This window comes from Nostoc sp. NMS7, assembly GCF_017115085.1.
Classification (GTDB): Bacteria; Cyanobacteriota; Cyanobacteriia; order Cyanobacteriales; family Nostocaceae; genus Nostoc.
The window spans coordinates 35,670-48,131 of record NZ_JABXKJ010000169.1 but is presented as its reverse complement, the minus strand read 5'-3'; the positions used below and the strand labels follow the sequence as shown (position 1 = coordinate 48,131).

At 47.8% G+C, this 12,462-nt stretch carries 16 protein-coding genes and 1 pseudogene; all 17 read left to right on the top strand.

What is annotated here, in order from left to right; all coding sequences use genetic code 11:
• Positions 1–45 precede the first annotated feature (45 nt).
• Positions 46–313: pseudogene (locus tag HWQ38_RS18420) on the top strand (ATP-binding cassette domain-containing protein); the annotation flags it as partial.
• Positions 261–572: a hypothetical protein gene (locus tag HWQ38_RS18415; RefSeq protein WP_292796137.1), complete on the top strand. Its 312-nt coding sequence runs from the start codon at positions 261–263 to the stop codon at positions 570–572. The pseudogene HWQ38_RS18420 and the gene HWQ38_RS18415, both read left to right, overlap by 53 nt.
• Positions 521–1,165, top strand: a complete 645-nt coding sequence (locus HWQ38_RS18410) for an efflux RND transporter periplasmic adaptor subunit (RefSeq protein ID WP_292796127.1) — start codon at positions 521–523, stop codon at positions 1,163–1,165. The genes HWQ38_RS18415 and HWQ38_RS18410 overlap by 52 nt, the downstream gene beginning before the upstream one ends.
• Positions 1,166–1,534: 369 nt before the next feature.
• Positions 1,535–1,768, top strand: coding sequence for a DUF308 domain-containing protein (locus HWQ38_RS18405; RefSeq protein WP_292796124.1), 234 nt, complete (start codon positions 1,535–1,537; stop codon positions 1,766–1,768).
• Between the two features lie 15 nt (positions 1,769–1,783).
• The gene (locus HWQ38_RS18400; RefSeq protein WP_292796121.1) at positions 1,784–2,347 is read left to right on the top strand and encodes a DUF3611 family protein; all 564 of its coding nucleotides are present in this window, start codon (positions 1,784–1,786) and stop codon (positions 2,345–2,347) included.
• 11 nt (positions 2,348–2,358) lie between these two features.
• A complete protein-coding gene (locus HWQ38_RS18395) occupies positions 2,359–2,481 on the top strand; it encodes a hypothetical protein (protein ID WP_292796116.1) in 123 nt (40 codons plus the stop codon).
• Positions 2,471–2,989 (top strand): universal stress protein, encoded by a 519-nt coding sequence (locus HWQ38_RS18390; protein WP_292796113.1) that lies wholly within the window; start codon positions 2,471–2,473, stop codon positions 2,987–2,989. The genes HWQ38_RS18395 and HWQ38_RS18390 overlap by 11 nt, the downstream gene beginning before the upstream one ends.
• Positions 2,990–3,041: 52 nt before the next feature.
• Positions 3,042–5,459: a phosphoketolase gene (locus tag HWQ38_RS18385; RefSeq protein ID WP_292796134.1), complete on the top strand. Its 2,418-nt coding sequence runs from the start codon at positions 3,042–3,044 to the stop codon at positions 5,457–5,459.
• Positions 5,459–5,905: an RpiB/LacA/LacB family sugar-phosphate isomerase gene (locus HWQ38_RS18380; RefSeq protein WP_292796110.1), complete on the top strand. Its 447-nt coding sequence runs from the start codon at positions 5,459–5,461 to the stop codon at positions 5,903–5,905. The genes HWQ38_RS18385 and HWQ38_RS18380 overlap by 1 nt, the downstream gene beginning before the upstream one ends.
• A gap of 75 nt (positions 5,906–5,980) precedes the next feature.
• Positions 5,981–6,769, top strand: coding sequence for a ribulose-phosphate 3-epimerase (rpe, locus tag HWQ38_RS18375; protein ID WP_292796108.1), 789 nt, complete (start codon positions 5,981–5,983; stop codon positions 6,767–6,769).
• Complete coding sequence (locus HWQ38_RS18370) at positions 6,751–7,767, top strand: class I fructose-bisphosphate aldolase (RefSeq protein ID WP_292796106.1); 1,017 nt, start codon at positions 6,751–6,753, stop codon at positions 7,765–7,767. Before rpe ends, HWQ38_RS18370 begins: the two co-directional genes overlap by 19 nt.
• A 37-nt stretch (positions 7,768–7,804) precedes the next feature.
• Positions 7,805–8,029: a hypothetical protein gene (locus HWQ38_RS18365; RefSeq protein ID WP_292796104.1), complete on the top strand. Its 225-nt coding sequence runs from the start codon at positions 7,805–7,807 to the stop codon at positions 8,027–8,029.
• A 298-nt stretch (positions 8,030–8,327) separates the two neighbouring features.
• Positions 8,328–8,753 (top strand): hypothetical protein, encoded by a 426-nt coding sequence (locus tag HWQ38_RS18360; protein ID WP_292796101.1) that lies wholly within the window; start codon positions 8,328–8,330, stop codon positions 8,751–8,753.
• 180 nt (positions 8,754–8,933) lie between these two features.
• On the top strand, positions 8,934–9,473 hold the full coding sequence (locus HWQ38_RS18355; protein WP_292796098.1) for a general stress protein: 540 nt from the start codon (positions 8,934–8,936) through the stop codon (positions 9,471–9,473).
• Between the two features lie 131 nt (positions 9,474–9,604).
• Entirely contained in the window at positions 9,605–9,958 is a 354-nt protein-coding gene (locus HWQ38_RS18350) for a DUF5335 family protein (protein ID WP_292796096.1), read from the top strand.
• A 66-nt stretch (positions 9,959–10,024) separates the two neighbouring features.
• On the top strand, positions 10,025–10,762 hold the full coding sequence (locus tag HWQ38_RS18345; protein WP_292796094.1) for an SDR family oxidoreductase: 738 nt from the start codon (positions 10,025–10,027) through the stop codon (positions 10,760–10,762).
• 61 nt (positions 10,763–10,823) lie between these two features.
• A complete protein-coding gene (locus HWQ38_RS18340) occupies positions 10,824–12,395 on the top strand; it encodes an oleate hydratase (protein WP_292796091.1) in 1,572 nt (523 codons plus the stop codon).
• The last annotated feature ends 67 nt before the right edge of the window (positions 12,396–12,462 follow it).

The following is a 12,462-nucleotide window of genomic DNA, read 5'->3' as shown; positions in this document are numbered from 1 at the left end:
CGAAAAATAAAAAACAAGGGTAATAGTGACTATGTTGCAATTTAAATGCCGATTAGCTTACCTGCTGCTTCTCTAAACCTAAATGAGGTTACAATTGACGTTCGGGGACTCTACAAACACTTATGGTAAAACAATTGCAATTCGCGGCATCGATCTTCAAATCCGCCGTGGCGAATTATTTGGATTGATTGGGCCTGACGGCGCAGGTAAGACAAGCACATTCAATATTCTAGGTGGGGTGATGGAGGCAACCGCAGGCGATGCTCAAATTCTCGGATTGCCTGCCCGCGATGCTCGAAATTATACTGGATATTCAATATTTACAACAATCTCAGGGCGACACCGAAGGGAAAGTCGCGGAAGGTAAAGCCCTCGTTTCAACTGCACAGGCTGTTGTGAAACAAGAACAAGCACGAGTCCAAGAAGCGCGGGCATTACTGGAACAGGCGCGGGTAGATAGCGAAGTGATCGCTATGCCCATCTGGGGATCGAAGGAGCCGAAACGCAACAGCGCTCTGACGTGGCGCGAAGCGTTCACAACACTGCCGAAGCTGCTTTGCAAAGCCGTTTAGCTGCTGTCGAAGCGGCACAAACAGCTGTTAACATTGCTCAGGCAAAATTGACACAAGCACAAACCACAACCCTGAATCCAGGGAAACAACAAACTAATGTCAGTCGATTGCAGACACAAGCACAACAGGCACACAACACACTAGCAGCCGCCCAAGCTGACGTAAAAACTGCCCAAGCGAATCAACAACTGATTCAGAGTCGCTTGAACAATCTGACGGTGAAAAGCCCGATTGATGGCGTTGTGACGACACGCAGTGTTGAACCCAGTACGATGGTTCTGCTATCGCGTCCCTTGCGGAGAGTTGTAGACTTGAGCCAAGTTTATATGCGGGGCTTTATTCCAGGTGGGCAAATTGCTCAAGTTCGCGTCGGACAACTTGCCAATGTTTATCTAGACAACGATCCCAAACACCAAAAGTCTTTTAAAGCAACTGTTACCGCTATAGATTCTCAAGCCTCGTTTACCCCAGAGAACGTTTATTTTCAGAGCGATCGAGTACAACAGGTGTTTGGTGTGAAACTGAACTTGGAGCAACCGAGTAGGCTAGCAAAACCGGGAATGCCTGCGGATGCCGAAATTCCATTGCAATGAAGGAGATTAAGATGTTTCACAAAGTTTTGGTCACTGATAAAGAAAAATCAGTGAAGACAAATTAAGTAACCCTTATTTTGACAAGAAAAAGTATAACCTTTTGCCGTCAAAGTTCGTGTTTTAGTTAATGTATAAGTTATACAAAATCTAATAAAACATTCAAAAGTGGTAGATGAAATTGAACTTATTTATCTAGCAAGATACAGGAAGTATTTGATGCTTTCTGATTTAATGATATGTCAGGCAGCTAATCAGGAATTTTGCGGAGGTCGAGAGTTAATCAACAGAAAGTAATGAGCGAGTGCAACGGTGAAGAAATTATTCGAGAACTCTGCGGTCATTTAAGATTTGATTCAAAAGGAGATCAACATGAGAACTATTGAGCCTGAAATTGATGAGCAAGTTGTTAGCTCTGGATGGACAACCGCGATCGCTATTCTCATGATCGTGTTGGGCATCATTGCAATCGCCTTTCCCTTCTTTGCCAGCGTTGCTTCAACCTTACTATTTGGCTGGATATTCATGTTTGCTGGAATTACTCAAATCGTTTATGCCTTTCAATCGAGAGGTGCAGGTAAAGTCGTCTGGAAAGCCAAGATTTAGAGAGCAATGCCCCTTATGTCTAGCTACCTAGAATCAAAATCTCATCCTTCAGAGAGGCAGCAAGCTGCTAGTTTACTGCGATCGTTGGGGTGGAGTGGGTTTTGGATACAGTTTGTTTTAACCATTGTTTCTCTTCTGATTTTAGGGTTCGCGATTCTCGATCCGACTCTCAACCTCAATCTCAAATCAGGGATCGGTTTGCTGTCCGCAATTGGGGGAATTGCGGCTTTAGGCTTAAGCATTTACTGGTTCTTTCGCTACGTTCATCTTGGGCAACAATTGTCAGCCCCGGAACCAGCTTTACATCCTAGCCGCAAGGAAATCATTCAAGTTTTACAACTAGGAGTTGTAGTTAACTTGGCGGCAATGTTAATGACGTTAGTCGGCATCGAAACAATTGTTGGAACATTGCTCCTCAAAACGCTTTCAGTTCCGCAAGGAGCCGCTATCTATCGGACAGGGCAATTGATTGAGCCAATTCATATTTTTGTTGTACAAGCAAATATCTGTATGATTGTGGCTCAATTTGTGGGAATTGGAATTCCATTTTGGCTTGCAAGTCGTGTAGAACACCATTAGAAGAGAATACTATGAGTGACTTAATTGTGATTGGGTTTAATGATGAATTTGAAGTAGCGAATTCTATTCGCCCAATACTTTTCAAACATCCTCTAAGTGAGATTAACCTGATGGCTCGAAATAATGAACTTTAAACGCATTCTGGTTGCCATTAATCATTCTCCTTTAACATCCATTGTGTTTGATCGGGCACTGAATTTAGCGCAGCAAGAGCAAGCTGAATTGATGATCCTTCATTGCCTCGTAGACTTTACTGCGATCAATCCAGGATTCGAGTCAGGTGGGACGTTTGGACTCTATCCGATCAACACTGGGTTTTCTCAACCATTTCGTGAGGAAACACTTCAGCTAGAGATTGAGCAGGCGAAAGTTTGGTTACAAGAATACTGTCATCAGGCAACTGCCCGAAATATTTCAACTGAATATCAACACCATTTTGGTGAGCCAGGGGCAACGATTTCTAGTGTTGCTCAAGAGTGGAATGCTGATCTGATCGTACTAGGTCGGCATGACCACTCTGCGATGGGCTTCGCCCCGCTGGAAGCGATCGCAGAGTTTTTCGTAGGTAGTGTCAGCAATCATGTGGTTGATCATGCGAATTGTTCTGTTTTAGTCATAAAAGACATAAATCCTAATAAATAAAGAGGGAAGAACCGTGAACACAATTGATCGGACTGGCGTATTGGGCTTAGAAATTGGGCGATTAACCATAAAAACAAAGACCCTTTCACCAGAACTACTCCACAAGATAGATGCCTACTGGCGTGCCGCCAACTATCTGTCGGTTGGGCAAATTTATCTCTACGACAATCCATTGCTGAAGGAGCCTCTGAAACTGTCCCATGTCAAGCCCCTGGTGGTTGGACACTGGGGTACGACACCGGGACAGAACTTCATCTATGTACACTTGAATCGAGTCATCAAGAAATATGACCTAGATATGCTCTACATCGCTGGCCCTGGTCACGGTGGTCCAGCAATTGTGGGCAACGTTTACCTCGAAGGCACCTGGAGCGAAGTTTATCCCAACGTCACTCAGGACGAAGCTGGGTTGAAAAAGCTGTTCACGCAATTCTCATTTCCTGGTGGGATTTCCAGCCACGTTGCACCGACAACGCCGGGGTCGATTCATGAAGGTGGTGAGTTGGGATACTCCCTCAGTCATGCTTTCGGCGCTGCCTTCGACAATCCCGATCTGATCGTCGCCTGCGTCATCGGCGACGGGGAAGCGGAGACGGGCCCCTTAGCGACTGCTTGGCAGTCCAACAAGTTACTCAACCCAATTACCGACGGTGCCGTGCTGCCAATCCTGCACCTGAATGGCTACAAAATCAACAACCCAACCGTCTTGGCTCGCATCGAGCATGAGGAGTTGGAACAATTTCTCAGAGGCTGCGGCTGGACACCTTACTTTGTGGAAGGCGACGAGCCGGAAAAGATGCACGAACTTATGGCCAGCACCTTGGACAAGGCGATCGAGGACATTCGGCAAAGCCAAAGCAATGCGCGGAACCAGAACGATACTACTCGCCCGCGCTGGCCGGTGATCATCCTGAAGTCGCCCAAGGGCTGGACGGGGCCAAAAGTCGTGGATGGTTTGCAAATCGAGGGCACATCGCGATCGCACCAGGTGCCGCTACTGGTGAACTCCGAGCATCCCGATCATGTCCAGCAGTTGGAAAGCTGGATGAAAAGCTACAAGGCAGAAGAGCTATTTGATGAGGATGGCCGACTCCTGCCGGAATTGGCTGAACTGGCACCGAAAGGCGATCGCCGCATGGGTGCGAACCCCCACGCCAACGGCGGTATACTGCTGCACGACCTGCAAATGCCAGACTTCCGCGACCACGCGGTGTATGTGCCTTCACCTGGTGCCGTTGACGGTCAAGATACCCTTGTGCTGGGCAAATTCCTGCGTAATGTAGTCAAGCTGAATCAGCGGAATTTCCGCATCTTCGGTCCCGATGAGACACTCTCGAATCTTTTGGGCGCGGTGTTTGAAGTCACTAATCGTCAGTGGGAAGCGCGGGAAGAAAAAAATGATGAATTCCTCGCGCCAGCCGGACAAGTACTGGACTCGATGCTCAGTGAACACCAGTGCCAGGGTTGGTTGGAAGGCTATCTGCTAACTGGGCGGCACGGGCTATTCAACAGCTATGAGGCGTTCATTCGCATTGTTGATTCGATGTTCAGCCAGCACGCCAAGTGGCTAAAGGTAACATCGGAACTGCCCTGGCGACGGAAAATCGCATCGCTGAACTATCTGCTCGCCTCCCACGTCTGGCAGCAGGATCATAACGGCTTCACGCACCAAGACCCCGGTTTTCTCGACCACGTGATCAACAAGAAAGCTGATATCGTGCGTGTGTACCTGCCACCCGACGCGAACTGTCTGCTATCGGTTTTTGATCACTGCTTACGCAGCCGACACTACGTGAATGTGGTGGTTGCTGGCAAACACGCGCTCCCGCAATGGTTGAGTATGGACGCGGCGATCGTGCATTGCACTGAAGGCATTGGCATCTGGCAATGGGCTAGCAACGACCAGGATACCGAGCCGGATGTGGTGATGGCTTGCTGTGGAGATACGCCGACGCTAGAGATTTTGGCCGCCGTTTCTATCCTGCGCGAACATCTGCCCGATCTGAAAATTCGGGTAATTAATGTCGTCGATCTGATGAAGTTGCAGTCCGAGAGCGAACATCCGCACGGACTGAGCGAAACGGATTACGATTCACTCTTTACCAAAGACAAGCATATCATCTTTGGCTTTCATGGATACCCCTGGCTGGTGCATCGGCTAACCTACCGCCGTACCAATCGGAATCTCCACGTCCGGGGCTATAAGGAAGAGGGCACGATCACAACGGCTTTTGACATGAGGGTGCAAAATGACCTGGATCGCTTTCATCTGGTGCAAGACGTGGTGGATCGTTTGCTGCATTTGGGTAGTAAGGGAGACTATCTCAAGCAGATGATGCAGGACAAGTTGATCGAGCATAAGCATTACATCGACAAGCACGGCGAAGACTTGCCGGAAATCCGCAATTGGAAGTGGAGTTTCGGTGCAACACCGATAGAGAAATCGCTCGTCGGCTTGGGGGGAAAATAATGCATATTGGGATGGCGGCGGATCATGGTGGGTTTGAGTTGAAAGCGCAACTGACGGCTGCTCTAAAGGAGGCTGGTCACGAGGTTGAGGATTTTGGTGCTTATGAGTTGGTTAAAGTAGATGACTACCCGGATTTTGTAGTCCCACTAGCCCAGGCGGTGGCCAAGGGCACAATCCTTCGCGGTTTGGCCATTTGCGGTAGCGGGGTAGGAGCTTGTGTTGCTGCCAACAAGGTAGCAGGCGTGCGGGCGGCGTTAATCGCAGATTCATTCTCCGCTCATCAGGGGGTGGAAGATGACGACATGAACGTGATGTGTCTGGGCGGACAAGTCACCGGATATGCTGAATCCTGGGAATTGGTTCAGACATTTCTGGCTGCTCATTTCCAGCAAGATGAACGTTTCCAGCGACGTCTTGAGAAAGTAGCAGCATTGGAATTGAGATGAAAAGGAACTCTTAACGGGCAATAGGAAGAAACTTTCAGGACAAACATACATTCTGACTGTACGCCAGCAAAAAATATGAAATCAAACGTTGCTGAAATGATGATTGCACCTTCGCTCCTTGCCTCCAACCAGTCTTGTTTCAGACAAGAAGCCGAACGTGCCGAACGTTCTGGTGCCGAACGGCTGCACCTCGATATCATGGATGGCCACTTCGTCCCGAACATTTCCTTCGGTCCGCAAGTTGTCAAGGCCATCCGCCCACTCACCAAACTTTTCTTCGACGTTCACCTCATGTGCTCGCAGCCGGAAATCCTGCTGGAACCGTTTGCGAAAGCCGGTGCGGACGAAATGATCATTCACGTTGAACTTGGCGAACAAGTCCCATCCCTGATCCACAAAATAAAATCCCTCGGCAAAAAAGTTGGCCTCGCCATCAATCCACCTACTGCGATCGCAGCCGTCGAGCCGTTTCTCGAACAAATTGATCTGCTGCTTGTGATGACTGTCAATCCGGGATTCGGCGGACAGGAATTTATCCCCAAATGCCTGCCCAAAATCCAGCAAGCCCAAGGGTGGCGGTGCGAAAAAAACCTGTCCTACCGCATCAGCGTAGATGGCGGTATCAATGACCAGACTGCCGCCGAATGCGCCCGCGCCGGAGCGGATACATTTGTGGCGGGTACGAGCTTGTTCGGTGCACCCAGCCTGAAAACCGCCGTGAAAAAAATGCGCCAGATTGTCAACGAAAACCAATCCGGCGCCGATGGATGGGAAAGTTTAAAATCAACGGGCGAATCAAATTCACCTGATTCATTTCTTTGCATCCAAAAGATGCACCTTCCAGAATGGAGCAACCTGAAATGAATATCCAAAAGCTGATAGAAACCGCGAAGATGCTTGTTGCTAACAATAAGGGTCTGCTGGCAATGGATGAGAGCAATCCAACCTGTAACAAACGATTCGCAAAGTTAGGCATTCCCCAAACCGAAGAAGCCCGACGCGCCTATCGAGAGTTGATTATCACCACGCCCGGTCTTGGTGAATACATTAGTGGCGCGATCCTCTACGACGAGACGATTCACCAGCAAACACCAGATGGCACTCCCTTTGTTCAAGTTATCATCAATGCGGGAATCATTCCCGGCATCAAAGTTGACATCGGTGCTAAGGATATGGCAGGTCATCCTGGAGAAAAGATCACCGAAGGTCTGGATGGATTGCGCGATCGCCTCAAGGAATATTTTCAAATGGGCGCTCGTTTTGCCAAGTGGCGCGCGGTGATTACCATCGCCGATGGCATTCCCAGCCGGGGTTGCATCGAGGCCAACGCCCAGGCGTTGGCTCGCTATGCTGCGTTGTGCCAAGAAGCCGGACTAGTATCGATTGTCGAGCCGGAAGTGCTGATGGACGGAGTGCATAGCCTGTCACGGTGCGGCGAGGTAACGGAGGAAGTCCTGCGAACTGTCTTCAAACAACTCTACAGGCAAAGGGTGATGTTGGAGGGCATGATCCTGAAGCCGAATATGGTGCTTCCGGGATTGACTTGTTCTCAACAAGAATCGGTGGACGAGGTGGCTGATGCCACGGTGAACTGTCTCTTGCGGGCAGTCCCAGCTGCCGTTCCGGGAATTGCGTTCTTGTCGGGCGGACAATCCGGTGAACTGGCTTCGGCTCGTTTGAATGCGATGAATTTTAGATTCAAATCGCGATCGCCCTGGGCATTGGCGTTTTCCTTTGCCCGCGCCATCCAGCAACCAGCTTTGGAGATTTGGCAAGGCAAAGAGGCGAATGTGTCAACGGCACAGCAGGCTTTGTTGCATAGAGCTAAGTGCAATTGGGCGGCGCGTCGGGGCGAAGGTTGAAGAAATTCACGGGCCCCTTCATTGGCGCAGCGTGATTGTGAATGGTCGAGCCTTGCGCCTCACCGAGCATTCAGACATCGATCGCGCAATGCACTTGAGCAAAGAGCGCAATCCAGTACTTTCTCCTGCGATCAATCGAACTTGGATTGATGCTGAGGGACGTTCAGAAACGATGCCTGCGGCGGGCGTAGCCATCGCAATCTACTGCATCCACGAGAGTGAAATAAGTGGACGAACCACTGATGGAGTTAGCAGTCAGTGAAAATTAAGATGAACTGCGAAAGCAAATTGCTCACAGAATGCAGCTTGTGAAGAAGCCAGTAAGTCTTGCTAAAAGCAGCAAAAAAGAATTACTTCTAGTAGAAAATAGGTGTCATAAAGGGTTTAAATAGTGTATAAGTTGTATGAATTATACTAAAACGTTCCAAAGGTAGAGGTTATGTTGGTCAAAATTTGTAAACATTAAATGTGTGGCTAAACAAACTCAAAACTGAGATTCAATCTTAACTTGATAATAATATAGCCAGATTTCAGAAATTCAACATAGTAGAGTAATTATCATGAATACTGCAATTGATAACTTCACCAAAAATCTTCATGACAATTTAGAAGCGGTTGAAGTTCGGGTAAAATCGCTGAGAGAAAGTATTCAATCTGCGCCGAAAAAAACTCAACTTGAAATTGAATCTCAAATTGATGAAGCGAAAGCAAAGCTAGACGCTATGAAACAAGAATTCGATGAGTACCGGGCAAAGCTCAAAGCTCAATTCGAGGAAAAAGAATCTGAAGTGAAGTCCCATGTCGAGGAATGGAAAACGGGTCGCAAAGCAAAGAAACTCGAACATCGGGCAGATAGAGCTGAAAACCATGCAGCTACGGCGACCTTCTTAGCGATCGCAACCCTCGAAGAGGCTGAAAAAGCAACTTTAGAAGCGATCGCCGCCAGACTAGATGCCGAAGCCGCAACAGTAACTACAAAGAAATAATCCGTAATGACGCTCGCGGACTCGCTACCGCTACGCTAACGTAATTCGTAATTAAAGACTGTTTCAGACCCTAAAAAAAACTCCGAATGCTTGATAAGCATTAGGGATAAACCCTTTTTAATTATGAATTAGGAATTAATAATTATGAATTAGCTTGACATAGATAAAGGAGACAAACTCATGACATATACACATACGGTTGTTGCTCATTTCCCCTCCCATGCAGAAGCAGAAAGGGTTGTATTGGAGCTGCAAAAATCAGGCTTCGATATGCAAAAGCTCTCAATCATTGGCAAAGACTACCAAACCACTGAACATGTGCGGGGATTTCTCACCTGGAAAGATACTGCCATTGCTGGAGCCGCAGGAGGTGGTTATTGGGGTAGCTTCGTCGGAGGTTTATTTGGCATTTTAGCAGGGGCTGGAGTGTTATTTATTCCCGGAGTAGCTCCGATCATCATTGCTGGCCCCATTGCTGGAGTGCTGGCAGGTTGGTTAGAAGGAACGCTTGTTGGTGCTGTTGGTGCTGCTGCTGTAGGAGGACTTGCGGGTGCGTTGTCCGGGTTAGGAATCCCGAAACACGAGGTACTGAAGTACGAGACTCAAATCCAAGCAGGCGAGTTCATAATCCTTGTGACAGGCAGCAACCAGGATGTCAGTCAGGCAAGGCAGATGCTAGACAGAATTAGTCATGGAATGAGCATATCGATCCCTGTCTAAGGCTTTGAACTCTTAACCTGCCAACATTAGACATCCAGTGAAAAAGAATGTAGAGACGTAGCAGTGCTACGTCTCTACAAGGATTCTGGATAACGCATATTTAATTTCTGGAGATATTTAAAGGAATCATCATGGTAAGTAAAATTGACATCAGCAAATCTGTGCCGCAGGAGCGATGGGGTGAATTTTTTGATCTGTTTTCAAGTGGTAATCGTGGACGGTATATTTCAATCGAAATCATCGATTCAGAACTCGATAATGCAGAACTGATTCAAAACGCACCTTTGATGGCAATGGTTTACGATCGTCCTGGAAAGGGGGATGATTTGGTGATTGAAGTCGGTCGAGATGAAGTGACTTACGCTCACACAATCGATTCACCAACTGAAGTTTTAACGGGACAGAACTCAAACGGTGTGATGATAGCGGTTCGGATTAGTGACGCTGCCGGGACAAAAACGTTGATCCAGCTACAAGCTAGTTAATATAGTTACATAATGCTGAGTTTAGATAAAACAGCACCCAATATTTGATAACCCAGATTAATCAATATGTCTCTTATTCAAAACAAAGTGGTCATCATCACCGGAGCCAGCAGTGGTTTAGGTGAGGCGACTGCGAAGCGACTTGCTGCTAGTGGAGCCAAACTAATGCTAGCCGCCCGCCGCGAAGATCGGCTCAAAGATTTGGTTGCAGCGATTGCCAAATCAGGAGGCACTGCAACCTATCGAGTAACAGATGTAACAGATCGCTCACAAGTGGAAGCCTTGGCGAAGGAAACTTTGAGTACATACAGCCGGATCGACGTGCTAATTAATAATGCCGGCTTGATGCCGCTCTCTCCCCTCGACCAAGTAAAGGTGGAGGAGTGGGATCGGATGATCGATGTCAACATCAAGGGCGTTCTGTATGGGATTGCTGCCGTATTGCCGATTATGCGTCAGCAAAAGTCTGGTCACGTCATTAACCTATCATCCGTGGCTGGACATAAGGTATTTCCTGGGTCAGCAGTCTACTGTGCTACTAAATACGCAGTGCGAGCAATCTCTGAAGGGCTGCGACTAGAGTCAAACGGTGAAATCCGTTCGACTAATATCTCACCAGGAGCCGTTGCCACTGAGTTGACTACCACGATTACCGATAAAGACACAGCAGCAGGAATTAATCAACTTTATGCGATCGCTATTGATGCAGATGCTATTGCCCGAGCGATCGCCTACGCCATTGAGCAGCCCAATGATGTTGATGTGAATGAAATCATCATTCGTCCCACACGTCAAGAACTTTAGATTTCGGCTAAGAAAAGACGTAAAACACGATTAAATCAAGCTTTGCAGGGACTTAGTTGACATGGTTAAGGAATCTAATGCTTATCTGTTGGGTGGTGGTATCGGCTCTTTGGCAGCCGCCGCCTTCATGATTCGAGACGGCGGACTCCCTGGCGGAAATATTTTTATCCTAGAAGCAAAACCCCTCCTGGGCGGAAGTATGGATGGAGCCGGGAACCCTACAGATGGCTATTCCCTGCGCGGTGGAAGGATGTTAACGACCGACAATTACGAATGCACTTGGGATCTTTTCAAGTCGATCCCCTCCCTGAGTTCGCCCGGTAAAACAGTATTTGACGAAACGATGGAGTTCAATGAGCAGCACAAGTCAAATTCTATGGCGCGTCTCGTTGACAGCCGACGGGCGAAAGTCCCTGTAAGTTCGATGGGCTTTTCTATGCAAAATCGTCGGGAATTGCTGAAGCTTACCCAAGCTGATGAAACTGAGTTGGGTGCTAGTTGTATCACAGATTGGCTTTCCCCAGAATTCTTCGAGACTGAATTTTGGTATATGTGGGTTACTACGTTTGCTTTCCAGCCGTGGCACAGTGCTGTTGAATTTAAGCGTTACTTGCATCGCTTCATGCTGGAATTCTCTCGGATTGAAACCCTTGCAGGGGTTAAGCGCACCATCTACAATCAGTACGATTCATTGATTCTGCCCTTACAGAGTTGGCTTGCTGCCCAAAATGTCCATTTCCTCGTCAATTGCAAGGTGACGGATATTGAGCGCACCACCGCAGAGGGGAAGTTAGTAGTGACAGGCATTCATTATCAGCAGAGTGGTGAAAGCAAAACCATTGCCGTTAAAGACAGGGATTTGGTTTTTCTGCAAAATGGCTCGATGACCGATGCCTCAAGTTTGGGGTCGATGACAAGTGCGCCCAAGAAGCTGACTAAACAGGATTGCACTAGTTGGACTTTGTGGGAAAAGCTGGCAGCAGAAAGCCCAGATTTTGGTAATCCTGCTGCTTTCAATAGCAGCATTGCCGAGTCTCTCTGGGAGTCTTTTACGGTGACACTAAAAAACCCCGCATTCTTCGATAAAATCGCCAAATTTAGCGGCAATCAAGCGGGGACTGGCGGGCTGATCACGTTTAAAGACTCAAATTGGCTGATGTCTATTGTACTCGCCTATCAACCCCATTTTATAAATCAGCCTGCTGATGTACAGGTCTTTTGGGGATATGCCCTTTTCCCAGATCGCGTGGGTGATTTTGTTCCCAAGCCAATGAGCGAGTGCAACGGTGAAGAAATTCTGCGAGAACTCTGCGGTCATTTACGATTCGATTTAGATACTGTGGAATCAGCAAACTGCATTCCTTGCAGAATGCCGTACATCACAAGTATGTTTATGCCTCGTTTATGCACCGATCGACCTTTGCCGATCCCTCGTAGCTCGAAGAACCTCGCTTTCATCAGCCAATTTGTCGAAATTCCTGATGATGTCGTCTTCACAGTTGAGTATTCGGTGCGAGCTGCTCAGATGGCGGTCTACAAATTCCTCGGTATTGATCGCCAGATCCCACCGATCTCGCCTCATGACAAGTCACTGGAAGTCGAGTTTAAGGCTTTAGTCAAAGCATTTAAGTGAGTTGCCTAAGCAGATTAGGGAAATCGGCAGACTCAATGGAGCCAAAAATGTCTATTTAAAAGGAGAT

What these genes read in the sequence shown, in the direction of transcription:
- HWQ38_RS18395 (WP_292796116.1), top strand. Translation starts at nt 2,359, where the DNA reads ATGAGTGACTTAATTGTGATTGGGTTTAATGATGAATTTGAAGTAGCG.
- rpe (WP_292796108.1), top strand. Translation starts at nt 5,981, where the DNA reads ATGAAATCAAACGTTGCTGAAATGATGATTGCACCTTCGCTCCTTGCC.
- HWQ38_RS18415 (WP_292796137.1), top strand. Translation starts at nt 261, where the DNA reads ATGCTCAAATTCTCGGATTGCCTGCCCGCGATGCTCGAAATTATACTG.
- HWQ38_RS18405 (WP_292796124.1), top strand. Translation starts at nt 1,535, where the DNA reads ATGAGAACTATTGAGCCTGAAATTGATGAGCAAGTTGTTAGCTCTGGA.
- HWQ38_RS18360 (WP_292796101.1), top strand. Translation starts at nt 8,328, where the DNA reads ATGAATACTGCAATTGATAACTTCACCAAAAATCTTCATGACAATTTA.
- HWQ38_RS18400 (WP_292796121.1), top strand. Translation starts at nt 1,784, where the DNA reads ATGTCTAGCTACCTAGAATCAAAATCTCATCCTTCAGAGAGGCAGCAA.
- HWQ38_RS18355 (WP_292796098.1), top strand. Translation starts at nt 8,934, where the DNA reads ATGACATATACACATACGGTTGTTGCTCATTTCCCCTCCCATGCAGAA.
- HWQ38_RS18350 (WP_292796096.1), top strand. Translation starts at nt 9,605, where the DNA reads ATGGTAAGTAAAATTGACATCAGCAAATCTGTGCCGCAGGAGCGATGG.
- HWQ38_RS18380 (WP_292796110.1), top strand. Translation starts at nt 5,459, where the DNA reads ATGCATATTGGGATGGCGGCGGATCATGGTGGGTTTGAGTTGAAAGCG.
- HWQ38_RS18345 (WP_292796094.1), top strand. Translation starts at nt 10,025, where the DNA reads ATGTCTCTTATTCAAAACAAAGTGGTCATCATCACCGGAGCCAGCAGT.
- HWQ38_RS18340 (WP_292796091.1), top strand. Translation starts at nt 10,824, where the DNA reads ATGGTTAAGGAATCTAATGCTTATCTGTTGGGTGGTGGTATCGGCTCT.
- HWQ38_RS18390 (WP_292796113.1), top strand. Translation starts at nt 2,471, where the DNA reads ATGAACTTTAAACGCATTCTGGTTGCCATTAATCATTCTCCTTTAACA.
- HWQ38_RS18370 (WP_292796106.1), top strand. Translation starts at nt 6,751, where the DNA reads ATGGAGCAACCTGAAATGAATATCCAAAAGCTGATAGAAACCGCGAAG.